Annotated in this window: 20 protein-coding genes; 10 read left to right on the top strand and 10 right to left on the bottom strand. The window is 62.4% G+C overall.

The window, feature by feature from the left end:
* Positions 1 to 151: 151 nt before the first annotated feature.
* Positions 152 to 1,171, top strand: coding sequence for an LLM class flavin-dependent oxidoreductase (locus QP934_RS09730; RefSeq protein ID WP_419127419.1), 1,020 nt, complete (start codon positions 152 to 154; stop codon positions 1,169 to 1,171).
* On the opposite strand, the gene QP934_RS09725 is transcribed toward QP934_RS09730, so the two are convergent.
* Positions 1,168 to 1,704 (bottom strand): hypothetical protein, encoded by a 537-nt coding sequence (locus tag QP934_RS09725; RefSeq protein ID WP_419127418.1) that lies wholly within the window; start codon positions 1,702 to 1,704, stop codon positions 1,168 to 1,170. The two genes, QP934_RS09730 and QP934_RS09725, sit on opposite strands and share 4 nt — an antisense overlap.
* Before the next feature lie 202 nt (positions 1,705 to 1,906).
* Between QP934_RS09725 and QP934_RS09720 the strand changes: the two genes are divergently transcribed.
* The 6 genes from QP934_RS09720 to QP934_RS09695 all read left to right on the top strand — a co-directional run bounded on the left by QP934_RS09720 (position 1,907) and on the right by QP934_RS09695 (position 9,287).
* Positions 1,907 to 2,671, top strand: a complete 765-nt coding sequence (locus QP934_RS09720) for a GntR family transcriptional regulator (protein WP_049378517.1) — start codon at positions 1,907 to 1,909, stop codon at positions 2,669 to 2,671.
* A gap of 39 nt (positions 2,672 to 2,710) precedes the next feature.
* Positions 2,711 to 4,291 carry an ABC transporter substrate-binding protein gene (locus QP934_RS09715; protein WP_419127417.1) on the top strand — a complete coding sequence of 527 codons (1,581 nt, stop codon included), beginning with the start codon at positions 2,711 to 2,713 and terminating at the stop codon, positions 4,289 to 4,291.
* On the top strand, positions 4,288 to 5,256 hold the full coding sequence (locus QP934_RS09710; RefSeq protein ID WP_419127416.1) for an ABC transporter permease: 969 nt from the start codon (positions 4,288 to 4,290) through the stop codon (positions 5,254 to 5,256). Before QP934_RS09715 ends, QP934_RS09710 begins: the two co-directional genes overlap by 4 nt.
* A complete protein-coding gene (locus QP934_RS09705; protein WP_419127415.1) occupies positions 5,256 to 6,077 on the top strand; it encodes an ABC transporter permease in 822 nt (273 codons plus the stop codon). The genes QP934_RS09710 and QP934_RS09705 overlap by 1 nt, the downstream gene beginning before the upstream one ends.
* Positions 6,074 to 7,528, top strand: a complete 1,455-nt coding sequence (locus QP934_RS09700) for an ATP-binding cassette domain-containing protein (RefSeq protein WP_419127414.1) — start codon at positions 6,074 to 6,076, stop codon at positions 7,526 to 7,528. Before QP934_RS09705 ends, QP934_RS09700 begins: the two co-directional genes overlap by 4 nt.
* A 67-nt stretch (positions 7,529 to 7,595) precedes the next feature.
* Complete coding sequence (locus tag QP934_RS09695) at positions 7,596 to 9,287, top strand: FUSC family protein (RefSeq protein ID WP_419127413.1); 1,692 nt, start codon at positions 7,596 to 7,598, stop codon at positions 9,285 to 9,287.
* On the opposite strand, the gene thpR is transcribed toward QP934_RS09695, so the two are convergent.
* From thpR to QP934_RS09680, 3 genes are all read right to left on the bottom strand, one after another.
* A complete protein-coding gene (thpR, locus tag QP934_RS09690; RefSeq protein ID WP_284810912.1) occupies positions 9,284 to 9,826 on the bottom strand; it encodes an RNA 2',3'-cyclic phosphodiesterase in 543 nt (180 codons plus the stop codon). The two genes, QP934_RS09695 and thpR, sit on opposite strands and share 4 nt — an antisense overlap.
* A gap of 3 nt (positions 9,827 to 9,829) precedes the next feature.
* Positions 9,830 to 9,952 carry a hypothetical protein gene (locus QP934_RS09685; RefSeq protein ID WP_255342548.1) on the bottom strand — a complete coding sequence of 41 codons (123 nt, stop codon included), beginning with the start codon at positions 9,950 to 9,952 and terminating at the stop codon, positions 9,830 to 9,832.
* An 85-nt stretch (positions 9,953 to 10,037) separates the two neighbouring features.
* Positions 10,038 to 11,420 (bottom strand): YeeE/YedE thiosulfate transporter family protein, encoded by a 1,383-nt coding sequence (locus QP934_RS09680; RefSeq protein WP_419127412.1) that lies wholly within the window; start codon positions 11,418 to 11,420, stop codon positions 10,038 to 10,040.
* A gap of 275 nt (positions 11,421 to 11,695) precedes the next feature.
* On the opposite strand from QP934_RS09680, the gene QP934_RS09675 reads away from it, so the two are divergent.
* Both QP934_RS09675 and QP934_RS09670 read left to right on the top strand, forming a co-directional pair.
* Positions 11,696 to 13,528, top strand: coding sequence for a BCCT family transporter (locus tag QP934_RS09675; protein ID WP_419127427.1), 1,833 nt, complete (start codon positions 11,696 to 11,698; stop codon positions 13,526 to 13,528).
* The gene (locus QP934_RS09670; RefSeq protein WP_419127411.1) at positions 13,528 to 13,908 is read left to right on the top strand and encodes a hypothetical protein; all 381 of its coding nucleotides are present in this window, start codon (positions 13,528 to 13,530) and stop codon (positions 13,906 to 13,908) included. The genes QP934_RS09675 and QP934_RS09670 overlap by 1 nt, the downstream gene beginning before the upstream one ends.
* A gap of 6 nt (positions 13,909 to 13,914) precedes the next feature.
* Here the strand turns inward: QP934_RS09670 and QP934_RS09665 are convergent, their stop codons facing one another.
* The 6 genes from QP934_RS09665 to QP934_RS09640 all read right to left on the bottom strand — a co-directional run bounded on the left by QP934_RS09665 (position 13,915) and on the right by QP934_RS09640 (position 19,779).
* The gene (locus QP934_RS09665; RefSeq protein WP_284836874.1) at positions 13,915 to 14,568 is read right to left on the bottom strand and encodes a response regulator transcription factor; all 654 of its coding nucleotides are present in this window, start codon (positions 14,566 to 14,568) and stop codon (positions 13,915 to 13,917) included.
* Positions 14,565 to 15,776 carry a sensor histidine kinase gene (locus tag QP934_RS09660; RefSeq protein WP_419127410.1) on the bottom strand — a complete coding sequence of 404 codons (1,212 nt, stop codon included), beginning with the start codon at positions 15,774 to 15,776 and terminating at the stop codon, positions 14,565 to 14,567. The genes QP934_RS09665 and QP934_RS09660 overlap by 4 nt, the downstream gene beginning before the upstream one ends.
* A gap of 66 nt (positions 15,777 to 15,842) precedes the next feature.
* Positions 15,843 to 16,508 (bottom strand): response regulator, encoded by a 666-nt coding sequence (locus QP934_RS09655; protein WP_419127409.1) that lies wholly within the window; start codon positions 16,506 to 16,508, stop codon positions 15,843 to 15,845.
* Positions 16,505 to 17,116 (bottom strand): hypothetical protein, encoded by a 612-nt coding sequence (locus QP934_RS09650; protein ID WP_419127408.1) that lies wholly within the window; start codon positions 17,114 to 17,116, stop codon positions 16,505 to 16,507. The genes QP934_RS09655 and QP934_RS09650 overlap by 4 nt, the downstream gene beginning before the upstream one ends.
* Entirely contained in the window at positions 17,113 to 18,360 is a 1,248-nt protein-coding gene (locus QP934_RS09645; protein WP_419127407.1) for a sensor histidine kinase, read from the bottom strand. The genes QP934_RS09650 and QP934_RS09645 overlap by 4 nt, the downstream gene beginning before the upstream one ends.
* 42 nt (positions 18,361 to 18,402) lie before the next feature.
* Entirely contained in the window at positions 18,403 to 19,779 is a 1,377-nt protein-coding gene (locus QP934_RS09640) for a M20 metallopeptidase family protein (protein WP_049378505.1), read from the bottom strand.
* A 156-nt stretch (positions 19,780 to 19,935) separates the two neighbouring features.
* Between QP934_RS09640 and QP934_RS09635 the strand changes: the two genes are divergently transcribed.
* A complete protein-coding gene (locus tag QP934_RS09635; RefSeq protein ID WP_284810908.1) occupies positions 19,936 to 20,925 on the top strand; it encodes an HNH endonuclease signature motif containing protein in 990 nt (329 codons plus the stop codon).
* Positions 20,926 to 21,053: the final 128 nt, after the last annotated feature.

The raw sequence follows: 21,053 nt of genomic DNA, 5'->3' as shown, positions 1-21,053 counted from the left end.
ATAACCACGGTGCCGAGGCGGAGGGGATTTTTATGTCAACAGGTCCCGGCGGCGATGCGGTATCGCCTCGCCCGGAATAGTCAGGCGGCGCGTACCGTTGGAAGAAGAGAACTTAGACAGAATTTTCCGAAAGTAAAAGGAAGGCTCCCCCGTGACCAAACGCGCGCATCTTTCCGTCTTGGACTTCTGCACCATCTATGAGGGCGAGACCCCAGCACAATCCATCGCCCGCTCTGTGGAATTGGCACAGGAAGCAGAAAAACTGGGCTATTCTCGCATGTGGTACACCGAGCACCACAATATGAAGTCCATCATGTCTTCTTCCCCGGCCGTGCTCATCGCCCATATCGGCGCAAAGACCGAGCGCATTCGCTTAGGCTCCGGCGGAGTGATGCTGCCCAACCACTCCCCTTATGTCATTGCGGAGCAATTCGGCACTTTGGAGGAGATGTACCCCGAGCGCATTGACTTGGGCGTGGGCCGCGCCCCCGGTACGGACATGAATACCCTCGGCCGCGCCCTGCGCCGCGACGCCCACTCTGCCGAGCGCTTCCCCGAAGACGTCAAAGAGCTCAACTCCTACCTCGAGGGCAAGTCCTATATTCCGGGGGTCAGCGCCGTTCCAGGTGCCAATACCAACGTGCCGATCTATATTTTGGGATCGTCCATGTTCGGCGCCTCGCTAGCCGCCAAGCTCGGCCTGCCTTATGCCTTTGCTTCTCACTTTGCTCCGCAGCACCTCGAGCAAGCTACCACCTACTACCGCGAGCACTTCCAGCCTTCCGAGCGCTTTAGCAAGCCCTATGTCATCGCCGGCGTCAACGTCACCGCCGCCGATACCACCCACAAGGCGCAGGAAGAATATGAGCGCGTGTGTTTCAACCGCGTCAAGGCCTTCGCCGGCCGCGGCAAGCACCTTACCGATGAGCAGGTGGAGCAGATTATCGGCTCTTACCAGGGCCAGCAGATCCTAGATATGCTGAAGTACTCCGCCGTCGGCACTGCCGATGAGGTGGCCAGCTACCTCGATACCTTCCAAGAGCACGCCAAGGCCGATGAGCTCATGGTCTCGCTGCAGTCCAGCTCGCACGAGGAAGTAATCAAGAATATGCAGCTGCTCGCGCAGGGCTGGCAGCTCGATCCGGCACGCGTAGCCGGCACCCCGAGCTAGCCCTCGGCCCGCACCTGGCCTAGGTGATCGATGGGCACCTCGGGAAACCGTTCCCGGAGCTTTCCCTCGAGTTCCCGCGGGCCCAGGTTCGCCTGCTCCGGCAGTCGCGCTGAATACTGCTGCGCTTCGTCCAAGGTGGAAACGCGTACCCCACGCGGAATCAAGGCAAGGAAATTTTGGCTCGGCTCGAGCGAATAGAACTGCATGCGCTCTAGCTCGGAGGCGGCGAAACTGGTCCGCTGGCGAGGTAAGGAAATTTCCTCGCCAATGCACAGCACCGGACGCGTCCTGCGCCGCCCTGAGACCACCACCGCCAACATGGCGCATAGCGCCCCGCCTAGTGGCATGAGCGCGGCAATGAGATAAACGAAGTGCAGGCGCGTACCAGCCGGTTCCTGCAGCGCCGAGTAAATAAGCACCCCACCGCTTACAAGCAGGGCGACGGCGATGATGACCGCCACCGTTACCGCCTTGCCTAGGCGCACGCTGCCGCTAGCCGCGCGTACTTCAATCGTTTCGGTGCTCTCATCCACGGTCACTTAGCCTAGCGTGCTCGCCTACTAACTCGGCGCTGGTCGGACAACGCGTGGCCTTTTCCTTTGCCTTCCCCTCGACCGGGCGAGGCACGCATGCTCGGTAGCTTCATTGCATTAGCGTGCCTTTGCAAAATGGAATAGCATTACTGTGTTTCGCTCCGCTGCGAAAAGCCCCGGAGAGACTAAGGACAAAGGTTGAATGAGCCCACGCGATAAACAGCAGCATAGAAAGATCGCTGACTACCTGCGAGAACAGATCAGCTCTGGCGTGCTGCAACCAGGCGATTTTCTGCCTAGTGAAGCAGATTTATGCGAGAAGTTTTCTTCTTCCCGCGGACCCGTGCGCCAAGCAGTTGCGGCTTTGCGGGCCAAAGGGCTAGTTTCCTCCGGCCGCGGGCGCCGCTCCACCGTTTTAGCCTCTACCCAGGCAGAGCTTTTTGAATCCATCTATTCCATCTCCAGCTGGCTCAGCGAATATGACGTGGATCCACAACAGCACACCCTGTGGCTGGCTCGCCGCCGCGCGCCGCGGGATATCACCCGCTTTCTGCGCGTAGACCCAGAACAAAATGTCGTCTTCGTTCACCGCGTGCGCTATACCGAAGACCACCCCATTGCCATCGAGCGCATGTATTTCCCCATGGTGGTGGGAAAGCACATCCTAGACTTCGATGCGGATGCCGGATCTATTCATGCGCGCCTGCGCGACTGCGGCGTGGACTTTGATAATGTGCGCCGCGAACTCACCTTGGAAAAAGCCAGCGCCGAGGATGCTGAGGCGCTTGGAGTAGCCACTGGCACCCCGCTGTGGCGGCTCCAGATGGAAATATCCAACCACTCGGGCGAACCAGTCGAATTGGCGGTGTACCTCTATCGTGCGGACCGCATGAAGCTGGCTATGAATAGCGTACGTGGGGGCGTTTCACCCCTAGAAGTTATCCCCACCCCAGGAAATTTTGCATAAGTTTCACGGCAGCTATCCCCACCGGCTACCCTGCTTTCTATGAGAAGATTCCGCGCCGGCAGGGCGCTGGGTAGCCTCGCCATGGCGGCCGCTGTCGGAACCGTATCAGCGTGCTCGGCAGGTCATACCGCGGTGGTTGATACCTCCCAAGCAGCTAGCGACTCCGCTTCTACTTCCCTTACCGTAGCCTCCACCTCGGCGGCCACCTCACTGGATTTCACCACTACCGGTGGTGCCGCCATCCCCGCCGTACTCATGGACAATGTCTACGAAACTCTCGTGCGCATCGATGAGGACGGTTCTATTATCCCGGGGCTCGCCACCTCGTGGGAAATCAGCGACGATGCCCGCAGCTATACCTTCCACCTGCGCAAAGGCGTCATCTTTTCCAATGGCGATGCTTTTACCGCCGAGACCGCGGCCTTTTCCATTAATTACGTTCAGGAGAAATGGACCAATGGCATTTCTGCAGCCATGGATCCGGTAGCCAAGGCCACGGCCACCGATGATCACACACTCAAGGTGCGCCTCAAGCAGCCGTCGAATGGCTGGCTCTGGTCCATGGGCACAGCCACCGGCGCAATGATGACGCCTAATGGCATGGATAACCTCGCCGCCCAGCCGGTGGGTACCGGCCCCTATGAGGTTTCCCGCTTTGCGCCCTCGGAATTCGTTGAGCTGCACGTTCGCGACGGATATTGGGGTAAGCCTGCGGCACAGGATGTGACGGTGCGCTATTTCCCAGACACCATCTCCTCGGTCAATGCGCTGCAGGCCGGCGGCGTGGACGTGGTCTGGGGCGTGCAAAACCCGGAGCTTCTCGATGACGTCAAGGACGGCATCGCTACCGAGGTCGGCACCACCAATGGTGAGGTGTTGTTGTCCATGAATAATGCCCGCGCCCCATTCAACGATCCGCGCGTGCGCCAAGCCGTGGCCTATGCCGTAGACCGCAAGGCAGCCAATGACATTTTGTGGAATGGGATGGCCAAGGACACCGGCGGCGCACCGATCCCGCCCACGGATCCGTGGTTCGAGGGTAAGCACTACTACGACCACGACCCAGAAAAGGCCCGCAGGCTGCTCACGGAGGCCGGCGCAGAAGGGGCCGAAATCACGCTGACCACACCGACGCTGCCCTACGCCCAGACCGTCGCCGAGCTACTGTACTCGCAACTCACCGAAGTTGGTTTTAAGGTGACGCTGGAATCCGCCGAATTCCCGGCCGTGTGGCTAGGCCAGGTGATGGGGGCTAAGGACTATCAGATGTCGCTCATCTCCCACGTGGAGCCGCGCGATGTACCCACCTTGTTCGGCGATCCGGATTATTACCTCAACTACGATTCCCCGCGCACCCGCGAGCTTTTGGCCCAGGCCGATTCCGCACCCGAGAAGGACTACCCCAAGCTCATGGCACAGGCCGTGGATCAGATCATGGCGGATGCCGGCGCGCTGACTTTGATGAATATGCCCAATATCGTGCTCACCCGCGCCGGCGTGCGCGGATTGCATCCGGATCAGGTCACCGACGCGCTCATCCTGCGCGACCTGACTTCTGCCGACGCGGACGTGGACGCCAAAGTTGCCACCGCAGATAACACCGAAAAGGAGGCCCGATGAGTTCCCTTCGCAATACTGGGCACGCCATCGTGCGTCCGCTGCTGCGCTTTGCATTAACGCTCTTTGCCGCCTCCATCATCATCTTCGCGCTCATGCGCGCGGTGCCAGGCAACCCGGCGCGGGTTGCGCTGGGAGTGAATGCGACCGAAGAGGCCGTCGACGAGCTCAGCTCTGAGCTGGGACTGGACCGCCCGCTACTCACGCAATATTGGGAGTGGATAAAAGGCCTATTTACCGGCAGTTTTGGACAGTCTTTGTCCTCGCAGCAGGATATTACGCCGCTGGTGGTAGACCGCGTCCAGGTCACGCTCATCCTCATTGGCCTGGCGATGCTGCTTGCGCTGGCCGGGGCTATCCCGGTGGGCATGTGGCTGGCACTGCGCAACCGTACCCGCGGTGCGGATATAGTTTCGGCCGGCACGCAGCTGGGCATTGCGGTGCCAAGCTTCCTCCTCGGCATCATCTTGGTGGCCATCTTTGCCGTTCACCTAGGCTGGCTGCCGGCCAATGGGTGGGTGCCGCCGAACCAGGGCGCGGGTGAGTTTATTCGCCACCTTATTTTGCCGGTCATTGCGCTGGCCGTGGTGCAGGGCGCAATGCTGACGCGCTACGTGCGCTCGGCGGTGCTTGACGTGCTGAATCAAGACTATATCCGCACCGCCCGTGCGCTCGGCCAGTCCCCGTGGGAAGCGCTAAAGCGCCATGGCCTGCGCAATGCGGCGCTGCCGGTGCTTACCGTGGCCGGCGTGCAGCTGACCACGATGGTCGTGGGTGCCGTGGTGATCGAATCCGTCTTTGTCATCCCCGGTATTGGTTCCATGCTCTTGGACGCGGTATCGGTGCGCGATCTGACCACGGTACAAACCCTGGTCATGCTGCTCGTTGCCTTCGCCTTGGTAGTCAATGCCTTAACGGATGTAGCCTACCGATTCATCGATCCACGCATCACGGCAGGTGATAAATAATGAAGCTGCGTTTTTCTGGCTGGCTGGGAGCCATCCTCGTCGCCGCGACGGTGCTGGTGGCGTTACTTTCGCTGGTGTGGACGCCCTATGACCCGACGCTGGCGCACCCGGATGTGCGCCTTGCCGGTCCCAGCGCCGAGCACCTCCTGGGCACGGACCGCTTTGGGCGCGATACCGCCTCCCGCATCATGGCGGGAGCCCAGATTACTGTCTTCGTCGGGCTCATTGCGGTGGGAATCGCCGCCCTCGTGGGCGTTCCATTGGGCATCCTCGCCGGCATGCGTCGCGGCAGGTGGGCCGATGCGCTGGTGATGCGCGGCGCGGATTTGCTGCTTGCCTTCCCCGCCCTGCTGTTGGCGATCATTGCTGGCGCGGTCTGGGGCCCATCGACGCTTACGGCCATGGTTACCATCGGCATCGCCGGCATTCCCTCCTTTGCCCGCGTGGCGCGTTCAGGCACGCTGCAGGTTATCACGCAGGACTTTATTTCCTCCGCGCGCATCTCCGCAGTGTCCGGCTGGAAAGTAGCGTGGCGCCATATCCTGCCTAATATTGCCGGACTGCTCATCGTTCAGGCCTCCGTCTACTTCGCCCTCGCCATCCTGGCTGAGGCCGGCCTGTCCTACCTCGGCCTGGGCACTGCCCCACCGGCGGCCTCGTGGGGCCGGATGCTGCAAGATTCCCAGTCGCTGCTGGGCACCGCTCCCCTGCAGGCCTTCTGGCCGGGACTGGCCATTGCGGCGACGGTGCTGGGCTTTAACCTGCTTGGCGACGCCCTCCGTGACCTCCTCGATCCCCGCCTGAAAGGATCCGCGCGATGAGCCTGCTCCACGTAGATAACCTGACCGTCACCGCCCCCGGGTCCACCACTGTCCTTGTGGGGCCGCTTAACTTCGAGCTCGCGGCCGGTGAAAAGCTCGGCATTATTGGTGAATCCGGCTCCGGAAAATCGCTCACTGCGCTATCCATCATGGGGCTTTTACCCGATGGGGTACGCGCGAGCGGCTCCGTCACCGTGGATGGCCACGAGGTAGTCGGCGCACGCGATGCCCGCATCCGCCCCCTGCGCGGGAAAACCATGGCCATGGTCTTCCAAGAACCGATGAGCGCGCTGGATCCGCTTATGCGCGTGGGCAAGCAGCTGGCTCAAGCCGGGGTGCGCGATGCCGCAACCGCTCTCGAAGAGGTGGAGCTTGATGCCGACATTGCCTCCCGATTCCCACATCAGCTCTCCGGCGGCCAGCGCCAGCGCGTGCTCATTGCCCTGGCCATGGCCGGCCACCCCGATCTGCTCATCTGCGATGAACCGACCACCGCGCTGGATGCCACCACGCAAGATGGCGTGTTGCGCGTCATCGAGCGCGTAACCAAGGCTCGCGGCACCGCGCTGATCTTTATCACCCATGACCTGGGCGTCATTCGCCGTATGTGCCCCAACGTCCTAGTCATGCACCAGGGCGCGGTGGTGGAATCCGGCCCCACCGAGCGCGTGCTTGCCCAACCCGAGCATCCCTATACCCGCACGCTCATCGCCTCCTCGCGGCCGCCGGAGCTTAGCCTTTCTCCGGCCACGGCGGAAGATGCGTTGGTGACGCTACGCGGGGTCAGCAAGGTCCATGGCGCACATGCCGCACTCGATGGCATCGATCTGCGTGTGCACCACGGCGAGCGTCTGGGCATCGTGGGCGGATCCGGTTCAGGCAAGACCAGCCTGCTCAAACTGATCGCCGGGCTCGACCAGCCCACGAGCGGTGACATCGACGTCCGAGGTCGTGTGCAGATGGTCTTCCAAGACCCACAAGGCTCGCTCAACCCGCGCCTGAAGATCTGGAAATCCATCGCAGAGGCCATCCCTGGCAATCCCGGCAAGGCCGACAAGCGCGCTCGCGCGGCGGCCGCGCTCGAGGAGGTCGGGCTGCCATCCGAGAGCCTCGATCGCTTCCCGCACGAGTTCTCCGGTGGCCAGCGCCAACGCATTTCCATCGCCCGCGCGCTGTGCGGCGAGCCGGATATCTTGCTGGCCGATGAAGCCGTCTCTGCCCTCGATATGTCGGTGCGCGCACAGGTGCTGGAGTTATTGGCGGGGGTCATCGCCAAGCGCAAGCTCACCCTGCTCTTTGTCACTCACGATCTCGCGGTGGTGCGCCACCTGTGCGAGAGCGTTGCGGTCCTTGAACGCGGCCGGCTCATCGAGCACGGAGCGACCGACTCCGTGTGGACCTCGCCCAGCACGGACTACACGCGCCGGCTCATCGCGGCCGCCGACATGTAAAGCGGGTGGCTTCGGGCGTAAGGTAGTCGGGTCAGATAACTCCGCAGAGAAAGGATCCTGCTGCTCCGTGGCCACCCAGCTTGACTATCCCATCCCGCACCGCCCCAGCACCACCCAATTGCTCACCGCGTTTAATAGCGCCTCGGTGCGCTGGCCCGGTGCGCTGCGCGCGGGCTTGGCGATTCTCTTGCCCGGCGCCATCGCGCTGCTGACCGGCCACGACTACGCCATCCTGCTCATTTCCACTGGCGCGTTCACCGTCATCTTTGGCGAGGGCCACCCTTATCGCACCCGCCCGCGCGTTATGCTCACCGCCGGCACCGCACTCATTACCGTCGCGGCCGTGGGCGTGCTGGTAGGCCACCTCATCTTTGCGCCTGGCCACGGCCATTGGTGGCTGCTGCTGGCGGGCCTGTACACCACGGTATTAGCTGCCGTGTGCGGCTTTGCCCAAAATGCCCTGCGCTTGCCGCCGCCGGGCACCTTCTTCTTGGTCATGGTCGGCGGCGGTTCGGTGATGCTTGCGCGCACCGATGTCACCGTGGGCCAGCTGCTCTTTTGGGCGCTGACCGGCATGGTAGCCAGCCTCGTGCTCGGCATGGCGCCGGCCCTTATTGACGCCCACGGCCCCGAGCGCCGCGCGGTTGCCGCGCTCGAAAAGGCCGCGGCCGCCTTCAAGGATGACCGCGACGATTCCTTGGCCCGCCACCACCAGGCGCAGACCGCGCTCTTTGCTGCCTGGCAGGCGCTTTCCGACGCCCACATTATCCGCGGCGGCCGCATCATCGACCCCCAAGGCGCCCACCTAGTGGAGCGCGCCCTCGCAGCCCAGCACACCATCGTGGCGCATAACCGCGCCCTCGACCTCGGCTCCGATTCGGATCAGCTCACCGATAGTGTCACCGACGTCGATCCGGATCGCACCGCCATCCCGCACACCCGCCCCACCGGCCGCTACCGCTTGTATCGCGCCGCGGTCCGGGATTCGCACGCCATGGTCACCACCCAAAAGATTGTCCTCTCCGCGGCCATTATCGTGCTGGTGGGCCTCTCCCTCGGCTTCGACCGCCCGGACTGGGGCGTGGTCTCTGCTTTCCTCATGCTGCAATGGGGACCCGACCATGTGCCGGGTACTGTCCGCGGCATCCACCGCATGCTCGGCTCTGTCGTCGGCGTACTGCTGTTTTCTATCCTCCATTACTTTGGCATCAGCGGCTGGACGCTCCTGCTCGCGCTGGCCGCGTGCCAATTCTGTGCCGAAATCTTCGTGGCGAAGAACTACGCCATCTGCGTTATCTTCTCCACCCCGCTCGCCCTCCTCATGGGCAACTCCGCTACCCGGCCCCTGTGGCCCACCATCCAGGCTCGCTGCGGCGAGATCCTCTTGTCCATCCTCATCGCCACCGCGGTGCTGTGGCTGTGGCAGCGCAGCGCCCCCGTGCGCAATCAGGCCCGCCTGCAGGTCCGCGCGATGGAGTCCATGGCCACCCTGCTCGGCTTGCTCTTTGTTAATACCCCAGATGCCGTATTGTCCGCGCGCCGCGACCTGCAATACGAGCTGCTCTCGGAGCGCCGCGCCATCCAGTCCCTCGCCGTGGATAACCCCGATGCTGTGCGCCGATTCTGGGCACGGCACATTGCCGTACAACACGCCGGTTACTTCCTGCTAGATTTCTGCACCACCCACCCAGACCGCACGGCCACCCGCGCCGAGCTCGATTCCCTAGTACACGAAGTCCGTGCGGCCCGCGCCGCCTAAAACAGGGGATACTCCTCCATCACCTCGTAGCGTGGGCCCCCACCACGGCCCTCACCGAGGTGGGATTGCATCAGGCAGACCCGGTCCGCGCAAAATTCCGGTCCCCGATACACCGATAACGCGCGCACGAAATCCGCCAGTGCCCACGGCTCGCGGGTGCGTCGGCCCGCACGCGCGACGGTGAGGTGGGGGCGGTGGTGGCTAAAGGGGACGTCGGCAAGCTGGCACTGCGCCATCAACTCCCGCACACCGCGCGCCTGCCCGCCGACGCCTACCCACAGCGTGCGCTGCTCAAAGCTCCCCGCACCGCTTAAACGCACATTCAACGCCGCGCGCCCTGCCACCGCGTGGGCGAGGTGCTCGCGCACCGCCGCGGCATCATTGGGCTGCTCGCCATAAAACGCCATGGTCAGATGCCAATTATCCGGATCCGTCCAGCGCAGCTCATTAGTAGTTGCCGCGTGGATGGGCCGCAGCGTATGCACCAAATGCTCGCGCGCGGCGGCCGAGGGCAATAACGCAGCAAAGACGCGGATCATGGCCTAGCTGGCATAGACATTGAGGCGCAGTTCCGCGTCCAGCAGGTGTTCTTCCTCGCGCTCAAAGACGGCGAAGGCATGCAAAATATCCGCAACAGCGGTGGAATTATCATCAAACTCGGGCATGCGATAACTTCTTTCAAACCACAAAGGAGGCACAAGAATCACGCTCGATTCTTCTGCCTCCACATAGTAGCTGACAATGATGTAATTATCCGCCCTTGACCACCGTGACCTGCCAACCAGCATCGCCCGAGCGATGGAAATCACGAATCTCGTGGCCCTCATCGGCCGCCCACTGCGGAATAGATTCGGTGGCCTGGGTGCAGTCAAAATCAATAACCAGCGCCTCTCCCGGCTCCAGCTCCGCCATGACCTGCTTGGCCTCAATCAGCGGGAACGGGCACACCGCACCAAGGGTATCGAGCGCATAGCGCCCGCCGCCCAGCGCGCGGGCCTTGTCCTTGGCCTGCGGCTTGGTCTTGAGCGCTACCGCCCCGGTGGCAGTGGCAAAGCTCGGCAGCACCTTATCCTCGGCGGAGACCACCGAGTTATCCACGGATTCCTCGGTGGAGTAGGTCTGCGGCTGCTGCGGCTCACTCTTGGGTTTCAGCCACAGGCGCGCGCCCGCACCTACGCCCAGGGCCATAAAGAACAGCGCTACCCAGCCCTGGAAGCTAAACAGGGAGGTCTCCACCATGCCATTGCCCACGGTGCAGCCGCCGGCCAGCGACGCGCCGACACCCATCATGATGCCGCCCCAAATAGCGCGGGTCGCGGTCTGCGCATCTGGAACGCGCACGCGGAACTCACCTGCGGTCTTTGCAGCGATAAACGCGCCCACCAATAGGCCGATGACCAGCAGGGTGCCCCAGTTCATGCGCGCGGAATCACCGGTGGCGGCCCAGCGAACGATGTCCGCGGTCGGCGTGGTGATGCCGAGGCCGCCGTTGCGGCCAGCGTTGGCCGATAGCACAAAGCCCACCGTGCCAATGATGCCAACGAGCACGGCCGCGATGTTCATGTTCAGCGGCTTGGCGTACCACGACTGGCCCAGGTCCACCTTGGGACGGCCGGCATCTTTGGCGCGATAGTGGCGCCACAGCAGGAAGGTCACGACCCACAGGACCGCCACCAGGATCCACGGCGAGATGTGCAGCGCGTCGTGGATGGTGGTGACCGGGAGGCTCCACTGCTTGAACCAATCATTCGCCCCGGCCAGCGGGCCCGATTTCATCGCGGCGGCGGAAAGTCCGTAAAATAGCAAGGCAATCCACGAGCCGACCAGGCCTTCGGCCGAGCGGTACCACGTGCCGGACGCGCAACCGCCGGACAAGATGATGCCGAGGCCAAAGATGAAGCCGCCCACGATGACGGCTACCGGCTTGAAATCGCTAAATTCCGGCGAAAGCACGCCCGTGCCAGTCAATAGCGTCAGGCCAAAGGCATGCACCGAAATCAAAATGAGCAGGGCGGTAAATCCGCGCCAGGTCTTATTAAGAAAGATATCGCGCAGCATTCCGGTCACGCAGAAGCGCCCGCGCTGCAACACAGCACCGAAGACGATGCCGGTGAGAAGTCCCGTAATGATCACTGTGTCTCCTTGTATCGAGTCAGGAGCTTCAGCCTACGACAATTAAGACAGGATTGTCTATATTTTGTGCACCAGTTGGTTCCATAATGCAGTATTTATGCACTTCATTTGCGGTTTTACAGGCGGTGCAGGACAATAAGAGGACCGTCTAGTAAGGCAGGGACCTACCCTTGCCGCGTAAGGAACTCGTGAACTCCTCTCGATCCGCCCGCGCATATAAGCGCTCCCTCGAGCCCAATGACAAGGGCAGCGCCGTGGGCATTTACCCACATGACATGCATCCGGGGCTGGTTCCCGGTATCAACGTCGAAGACCAGCGCAATAAATTTGGCCTGGATAAACCGCTGTTTTTCATCACCGCCATTCTCATCGTCGCCTTCATTATTTGGGGCGTCCTCATGCCAGATAGCGTGGCCAGCGCTTCATCCTCCGCCTTCGGCTGGGCTATTACCAACGCTGGCTGGCTGCTCAATATCACCATGATGCTGGCCATTGTCACCATGGCCTATATCGGCTGCTCCCGGTTGGGTCGCATCAAGCTCGGCACCGATGACGAGGAGCCCGAGTTCAGGTACTTCAGCTGGGTAGCCATGATGTTCGGTGCTGGCATCGGCGTGGGCATCTTCTTCTACGGCCCGTCCGAGCCGCTATCGCACTACCTCACCCCGCCGCCGCACACGGTAGACGGCAATACCGTCGAGTCCCTGCACCAAGCCATGGCCCAGGCCCACTACCACTGGGGAATTTCCCCATGGGCGGCCTACGCGCTGGTCGGCGCCGCGATTGCTTACTCTTCCTACCGCCGCGGGCGCGTGCCTTTGGTCTCTTCCATCTTCAAGCCGCTTTTCGGCTCCCGCGATACGGATGGGCCGGTGGGCAAGCTTATCGACGTCCTCGCACTCATCGCCACCCTCTTCGGCACCGCCGCAACCTTGGGCCTATCTGCCATCCAGATCGGTGAGGGCGTCAGCATCATCCGTGGTGCTGGCCCTATGACTAATACCGCGCTTATCGTCATTATTGCGGTTCTCGGCTGCGCGTTTATCATCTCTGCGGTCTCCGGCGTGGCGCGCGGCGTGCGCTACCTTTCCAATATCAATATCTCGCTAACCCTAGGGTTAGTGCTCTTCGTCTTCCTCGTTGGCCCCACCCTGCTCTTGCTGAACCTCATCCCGGCCGGCATTGTCACCTACATCGATCAGCTTCTGCCAATGATGGCCAAGGGTTTGTCCTGGGGCGATGAGACCATCGAATTCCAGTCCTACTGGACCGCCTTCTACTGGGCCTGGTGGATTGCATGGACCCCGTTCGTGGGACTTTTCGTAGCCCGCATTTCCCGCGGGCGCACCATCCGGGAGTTCACAGCCGTGACCGTCTTCGCGCCTACCATCATTCTTATTTTCGCCTTTACCATCTTTGGCGGCACGGCGATTTCCTTCAACCGCGAAGGCAGCGCCGGCTTCGACGGCGAATCCTCCAACGAACAAGTGCTCTTCGCCATGTTCCAAGACCTACCCTTGGGCACCATCACACCGTATATCCTGCTTGTGGTGTTGGCCGTTTTCTTCGTTACTTCCGCGGATTCCGCTTCCGTGGTGATGGGAACGATGTCCTCCAAAGGCGATCCCACCCCAAATAAGCTCGTCGTAGTCTTTTGGGGCCTGTGCATGATGGGCATCGCCGCCGTCATGCTGCTGACCGGCGGCGAAGACGTGCTAACCGGCCTGCAAAACCTCACCATCCTCGCCGCCCTCCCCTTCTGCCTAGTGCTTTTGGCCATGATGGTGGCCTTCATCCGTGACCTGCGCTCGGACCCGATGTTTATCCGCCGCACCTACGCCCGCACGGCAATGGACAATGCGATCATGCGCGGCATCGAAGAGCATGGCGATGACTTCGAATTTACTGTTCAACACGCAGAAGGTGACCGCGGTGCCGGCCACGACTTTGACTCCTCTGCCGAGCGCTATACCGAGTGGTACCAGCGCACCGATGAGGAAGGCGAGAACGTCGACTATGATTTCGGTACCGGAGTCTGGTCCGACGGCTACGATCCCAAACACGATAAGAACCACCCCGACTTTGAGGGTGAAAAGAAGGAGAAGTAATGGGCATCCCAGACGACGTTGTCCTCGATGGTTATACCCTCATCGAGCAACACGCAATCGACCACGAGTTCCTGCTGCGCGGCTCTCCGCTGGGCACCGAGACTCCCCTGTTGTTTGCGCTGACAATCGCCGGCATTATACTCGTTGCGGCCAGCTTCTTCCTCCGTGGAGGCAACCGCGTCGCCGCCGGCCTGGTGGGTGCCATCCTCACGCTAACCAAGCTCTGGTGGATGCCCTTCGCGCTATGGCAGCACTTCGACGACAGCCAAGTATTCGGCTACACGCTCAAGTACTTCCCGCAGTACTGGCCGGTGGCGTCCCTTATCGTCGGCGTCATCGCGCTGGTGGGACTGGCCTCCGCCATTTTCCGCCGGCCCTAGCCACGCCTAACCGCCGAGCACCGCAATCGCGATGTGCACCCGGTTGGTGCCATCAATCTTGGCCAGGATGTGCTTCATGTGCGTTTTAACCGTGGTCAACGAGATGAATAGCTGCTCGGCAATCTCGGCGTTGCTCAGTCCTTGGGCCACCAGCTGGGCGATTTCATTTTCGCGCTCGCTCAGCTCGGCCAGCCCGCTGGGCTGAATCATCTCTTGTTCCGGCTGCGGCGGCGTGTCCGCCAGCCCCACCAGGTTCCTTAGTACCTTCGGGCTGAGCTGTTGCTGGCCTTGGGCCGCTGCTCTTACCGACGCCACCAGCGCCTCCGGCGCCGTCGTCTTCAACAAGAAGCCCACGGCCCCAGCGCGCAGGGCGTGCAAGATGAACTCGTCGGTATCAAAGGCGGTGAGCATCACCACCGGGATATCGCGCGCGCCGGCGAGCGAATGCAGCTGCGCTGTCGCCTCGATGCCGTCCATGACCGGCATGCGGATATCCATCAGCACCACGTCCGGTTCCTCGCCCAGGATAAGTTCGATGCCTTCCTTGCCGTTTCCGGCCTCGCCGATGACGCTAATACCCGGCGCGCCTTCTAAGATCATGCGCAGGCCGTGGCGCAGCAGCGGCTCATCGTCGACAAGCACCACACGAATCTCACTCACTGTATTTCCTTCCTGGGCAGGCGCAGCGTCCACGAGAAGCTTTCTTCCTCGTCCTTTACCTGCAGCGATCCGCCCACCACACTAGCGCGCTCGCGCATGCCGACGATCCCGTACCCTCCACTGTTCCCACTCCCCTTTTCCTCGGCCTGGGCTGTGGGGTTAGACATGGTGATAGACAGGGCGTCGGCAAGCGCGGCGATGGTGATGGTGACCGGCTCGCCCGGCGCGTGCTTGCGGGCGTTGGTCAAGCCCTCCTGGACCGCGCGGTTGAGCGCGTGGCCGGCCATGGTGCTCAGCTCCTCCAGCGATTGCGGCCCCGCGCCCGCCTGGTAGCGCACCTCCACGTCCATGCCCGCCCGGCGGGAACGCTCCACCAGCGATTCCACGCCTTCGCGCGGATCTATGCGCCCCTCACTGCGCAGCGAGTGCAGCGCCTCGCGCAGATCCCCCACGGCGGCCTCAGCTTCATCGCGAATCGTACGCGCGGATTTCCGCGTCTCTTCCGGATCTAGATCCTTGCGGTAGGCCAACCCGCCCGCGTAGACCGCAATCATGCTCAGCCGATGCGAGAGCGTATCGTGCATATCCCGCGCAATCCGGTCGCGTTCCTCCTGCCGCGCAAAATTCTCCCGAGTGGCCATTTCCTCATGTGTGAGCTCCGCCTGCGCCTGCAGCGCAATCGTGCGCTCTTTTTGGTTCGAGCGGACCAACCCGACGACTAAAACCACTACTGCTGGGAGGATGATGGCAATGAAAAATCCCAGCTTCCCGGGAGCATCAAGCCCTTCGCTTCGAGATAAATCGACAGTGACCAACTCCGAGGCCACCATGGCCGCACATACCGTCGCCATCCACAACCGGCTGCGGCGCGAGGCCGCCGAAAACGCCGCCATCATTACCGAAGGCCGGAACTCGGCAATCGACACCGTCGCGGAAATGATCGTCGCCGCTACCAACGCGCTGCGCGGGCCGGGCTGTGCGCTGCGCGGGTCACGCTCCCGCGCAGCATGGCGGAGGGCAAAGGGCAATAAGATCCACGTGCCGATCATCGCCGCGGAAAAAATAAACAGCCGTCCGGACGAGCCATCGGTCTCGCTGAACCGGACGGTAAAGACGAGAAAATCGCCTATCACTGCCACCGCGGCGATGACAAGCTTTTGCCACAGCGGGCGCTTAAGCATCTCGTCGGATTTTCGGAACAACTTCATAACGCGCACCAGTCTAAGCCGACCCGCCGCCAGCGCGGTATCCCCCGCAGGGAGGATTCTCCGGGCTTAGCCACGCGCCTCTAAGACCATAATGGCGATGTGCACGCGGCTGGTACCACCGATCTTTTTCAGAATATGCTGCATATGCGATTTCACCGTGGCCATGGACACCACGAGCTGGTCGGCAATCTCCTGATTATTCAAGCCCTGGGCCACCAACTCGGCGATTTCGCGCTCGCGGGAGCTAAGCCTACCTAGGTGGTTGCGGGCGGTGCGGGCGTGGTGTGAATGGGCGTCGTCAAGCGCGGGGCTTTGCATGCCTACCAGCTTGTCGACGACCTGCGGGCTCAACAACGGCTGCCCCGCCGCGGCCGCGCGCACGGCCGCCATGAGCGATTCCGGCGGCGTCGACTTGAGCAAGAACCCGGCCGCCCCGGCGCGCAGGGCCCGCAGGATGAAGGAATCGGTATCGAAGGCCGTGAGCATGATGATCGGCACTGTGTGGACGGACAGAATCTTCTCCACGGCCGCGATGCCATCCATGACCGGCATGCGAATATCCATCAGCACCACATCGGGCTGCGCGTCGAGCACGGTAGCCACCGCGTCTCGGCCATTGCTCGCCTCGGCCACGACCTCGATATCGGGCGCGTTGGATAGCAGCAGGCGCAGCCCGCTGCGGACTAGAGCCTCGTCATCAACGAGCACTACACGCAGGGCATCGGCCATCATGCTCCCTTTCCTACTGATTGATTCCACCGCGCCCGCCAAAACTTCGACGCGACGGGCGTATACGCCACTGTAAGTGCCATGAACATTGCCAGTGCTACCGGCACTATCTTGGCGTGGCCCACCACTACGCCGTTGAGGAACGAGGGCACGAGAATATCGTTTAGCTTTTCGAAGAATTTGGGGAAAAATTCGATGACTAGCGTGGCCGCAATGAATGTCAGCGCAGTCTGCAGGAGCAACGTCCACAGGCTTATCCGGTGCAGCTGCTTATCGATGTCCGGCTTCCCCACCGCCGCAAACATCACCCTCGCGCCTTGCCCGCGAAACTCCGGCACGACATAACCGCGGCGCTCCACCAGCTCGATGCGGTCTGTGTCTTCGGGCGCGTTATCGTCGCTGTGCCCGCGCAGGAATTCCAGGCTATAGGCCGAGTCATCGGTATCGGTATAGCTGAGCTTGCGCGAAGTTCCGTCAACGGTGGAGGTAAAAAGACTGCGCTTAAAGTCTAAGTGTTTTCCCGTCCAGCCCTCACGGGCCGTGGTTTCTTCTAGGTCGATGCGCATGAGCCCGTATTCGGGATGACGCAGTTGCCAGCTCATCTCGCTCATTGCGCAGCCTCCTTGTGCGCTAGCGGTAGCTGGATACTCCATCCAAATTCCTCGCCTTCCTTTCCTTCTGGGCTTTCCTGGTTAGCCGCGAGGCTCATGCGCCCGCCAGAAAGCTCCACACGCTCACGCAGGCCCACCAGTCCGTACCCACCTGTGGTGTCCGCGCCATAGCCCGTGTCGGCTCCTGGGGTCCCGCGCGAGACTGGGTTTCGCATCTCGATGTCCACCGCGCCGGACGTCTCGCGCACCGTGATGCTTACCGGCTGGCCGAGCGCGTGCTTGCGTGCGTTCGTCAGGCCTTCTTGTACTGCGCGGTGCACGGCGTGCTGCGCCATCGTGGACAACCCAGTAAAAATATCCGGGCCGGCACCGTCCGCGTAGGTCACCGTCACTTCCGTGCCGGCCTCGCGCGCGGCCGCGACCAGCTCCTCTAAGCCGCTGCGTGGATCCTGGGAAAGGTCTTCGCGCAAGGCGCTTAGGACGGTGCGCAAATCCTCGACCGCGTTCTGGGCCTCCATGCGGATGGTGCGCGCTGCGTCTGTGAACTCGGCCGGCACGCCCTCACGCGGATAGCTCAACGCACCGGCATGAATGGCCACAAGGCTCAGCCGATGCGAGAGCGTATCGTGCATGTCCCTTGCGATGCTCTCGCGCTCCTCTTGCCGCGCGCGTTCTACCTTGGCACGCATCTCTTCGCGATTCATCCGGGCTTGTTGTTCCACTCGCCACCGCTTTTCGCGCAGATTGGCGCGCTTTTGGCCCACCAATAACCCCGCGACCATCACGACCACGACGAAGATGGCACCAACCCACCCGATCTCGTCCCAGCTCATATAGGGGTTGAAGATGGTATCAATCGCAAATGCCGCCACGAAGCACGCCACTGCGGCCACCGAGCGCGAGGTCGAGCGGCGCGAGACCATGGAAATAAAAGCCACGAGTCCACTAGCCGCGCCAAAATAGGAGCTCGACCCCAGCAGCACGATGCAGCCAGCGATGAAGCTGCGGGTGGAGCCGGCATAGTCGACGTCGGAAAGCTCGCGCGGCTGGTGCTCCAGAGCAAAGGGCAGGGCGATAATACCCAGCACGCCCACCGCAAACCCGGTGCAGATATAGGGCCCATACTCCGCAAACGACGGCGAATACTCCTCAATGTCGAGGTTCATCAGCACCACGCCGATGAGCCAATTCGCCACCGCGCAGGCAGCCACGATGCCCGCCGTGCTCCACTTCGTTCTGATCATGGCCTCAAGCTTAAGCCGGCGGCCATAGTCCCTAGGGATGAATTATTTTTGCACCCCGGCCGCATCGCGCATGGCCTTCGTCTGCGCGGACGGATGCTCATTTTCGGTGGCCAGGCGCTCAAACGCCACGGCAGCCAGCGCCGCGGACTGCATTCCCAACACCGAGTCATCGAAACGCATCATCGGCGAGTGGTTCCACTCGCGCTGATTTTCGGGCTTGTCCGGATTGGCCGTGCCCATCCACATAAACGTGCCCGGCACCTGCGCGAGGACATAGCCGAAGTCTTCGGAAGCCATCATCGGGGCATCGAACGGCTGGACGTTTTCAGTGCCAAACATCTGGCTCCACAAGGTGGCGGCGAATTGATTTTCCCGTGGATTCGTCTTGGTGGTCGGGTACAAAACCTCGAAATCCACCTGTGCGGTGCACCGGTGCGAAGCAGCGACGGAGCTGGAGACCTCCGTAATCATCTGCCGCACGGCGTCGATCTTCTCATCGCGCAGCACGCGCACCGTAGCGCCCAAGGCCGCACGCTCCGGGATGGCGTTATACGCGCCGTCTCCCGCCCACAGGTTGGTCACGGTAATAACGATGGGCTCGAGCGCATCGAAGCGGCGGGTCAGTGCGGTCTGCAAAGACATCTGAATCTCCGCCAGCGCCGCCACCGGGTCGATGGCATCGTGTGGGCGAGAGCCATGCCCGCCCTTGCCCAGCACAGTAATGGTCAGGTTGGATGAGCTAGCCATCATCGGGCCTGGCACGTAGTGGAAGGTGCCGCGGTCCTGCGGGCCGACGTGGAGGCCGTAGGCGGCAATGGGGCGTCGGCCAGCGGCGTCGAGGACGCCCTCTTCAATCATCGGCAACGCGCCGCCTGGACCCTCTTCCCCGGGCTGGAACATAAAGGTGACATCGCCGTGCAGCTCCTCGCGGTGCTCGCACAGAATCCGCGCTGCGCCCACTAGGCCGGCGGTGTGCAAATCGTGGCCGCAGGCGTGCATATAGCCATTCGTCGAGGCAAACGGGCTGCCGGTCTGCTCGCGCACCTCCAAGGCGTCCATGTCCGCGCGCAAAAGCACCGACACCGGCCGCTCGCCGCGTTGACCGCCGCGCAGCACGGCCACCACCGAGCTCAGATCCTGGCCCACGTGGATCTCCAGCGGTAGGCCCTCGAGCGCTTCCAGGACCTTCTTCTGCGTGCGCGGCAAATCCAAGCCGATTTCCGGATTGCGGTGCAGGTCACGGCGGAAGTTCTGCAGCTCCTCGAGCATCTCCTCGCCCATTTCCTGGAAGACCTCGGTGGCCATCCGCTCGCCAATGCGCGCCCGAGTCACCGGCAGGGGCGGCAGCTGCTGAGCCTGGCGCGGCGCGGCCAGACGTCCGGGGGTGGTGGGGCGAATCCGCTTGGTCGGGTCAGTCATGGGGGCTCCTTTTCTCGCTTTCGCATTCGAGGGTACCGCAGGTTATCCACAGGCCGCCGAGCGGGTTCGGGGTTGGTGTGACAGATGGGGCGAGTTATCCACAGGCTGGCGTGGGTGGGCTACCACGGTCTTGCGGGGTGACTTAGGCTCACCGGCATGACCCGCTTGCAGGACTACGCCCGCCAACTTGCCTCGCCGATGGAGCTTCTCGGCGAGGTCTCAGGCGCGCGCGAGGCCGACCTGCGCCGCCTGGGCCTGCCCCGGCAAGAGGCCCGGAGCCTGCTTGCGCTTGCCGACGTCTACTTTGGCCCCACCCCCTTCACCCGCCGGCAGCGCTCGTGCCGGGCGACCAAGCATTGCTTGGCGACGCTGAAGATCATTGAAAAGTACGTCTCCCGCACCAAATCCAAGCGGGATGCGTGGGCGCTGCGCGCTGAATTATGCGCGACCAACCAGGACGTGGAGCGGCTCGCGCGCACGCGGTTGAGAGAGCTCTATCCGCCGCGACAGCCAGAAAAGGGCGTACGGATGACGCGGCGCAAGGGCGGCCCGTCGACGCTTTCGATTACCGGCGATTCCGATTTCATCGCTGACCTGCACGCCAGCATCAATGAGGAAAAGCCGCTTGATTCCGTAGAGAATATCTTCTTCCGCGGCGGGGCTACGGCGCGGCCTACTGCCACGACGAATATCGTCATCCTGCTCGATGAATTGGATGAAATCTTAAGCGGTGGAGGCGAGGAAATCACGCTGCGGCTGACTAATGGAGCCGAAATCAGCGGCGCCCAGCTGGTAGAAAAGCGCTTGGCCGAATGCGGGCTCGTCACCCTCGTGCATCCTTATGAGGGAGCGGTAAACCTGTATCGCACCTCGCGGCATGCCTCCGATAAGCAGCGGCTCATGGCGGGCGCAGAAAACCCCACCTGCCCGTGGGCCGAGTGCAACTATCCGGCGGATAAATGCCAGATCCACCACCTGCAGGCGTGGAAGCACGGCGGCGAGACCAACATGGCAAATCTCAGCGTGGCGTGCCCGTATCACAACGGCGTCAACGACGACGATCCGCACGCGCCGCCGGTGCGCGGCCGGCTAGAGCGCCGGCAGGGCCGAATAGTCTGGGTCCCGCCCTGGGCCGATTCAACCTAGCTACTCGCCTAAAGCACCAGCCCTACCGTGTATCCCAGCCGCGTAAACCGACCTCAGAAAACCGACCGGACGGGCTGGGCGGACCGGACGCTGTCTATTATACACATCCGACGCTGCCGACGAATAGC

Source organism: Corynebacterium sp. MSK122, from assembly GCF_030229435.2.
Taxonomy (GTDB): Bacteria; Actinomycetota; Actinomycetes; order Mycobacteriales; family Mycobacteriaceae; genus Corynebacterium; species Corynebacterium marquesiae.
Note: the sequence above shows the minus strand (reverse complement) of the source record. Positions and strands in the feature narration are given on the sequence as shown.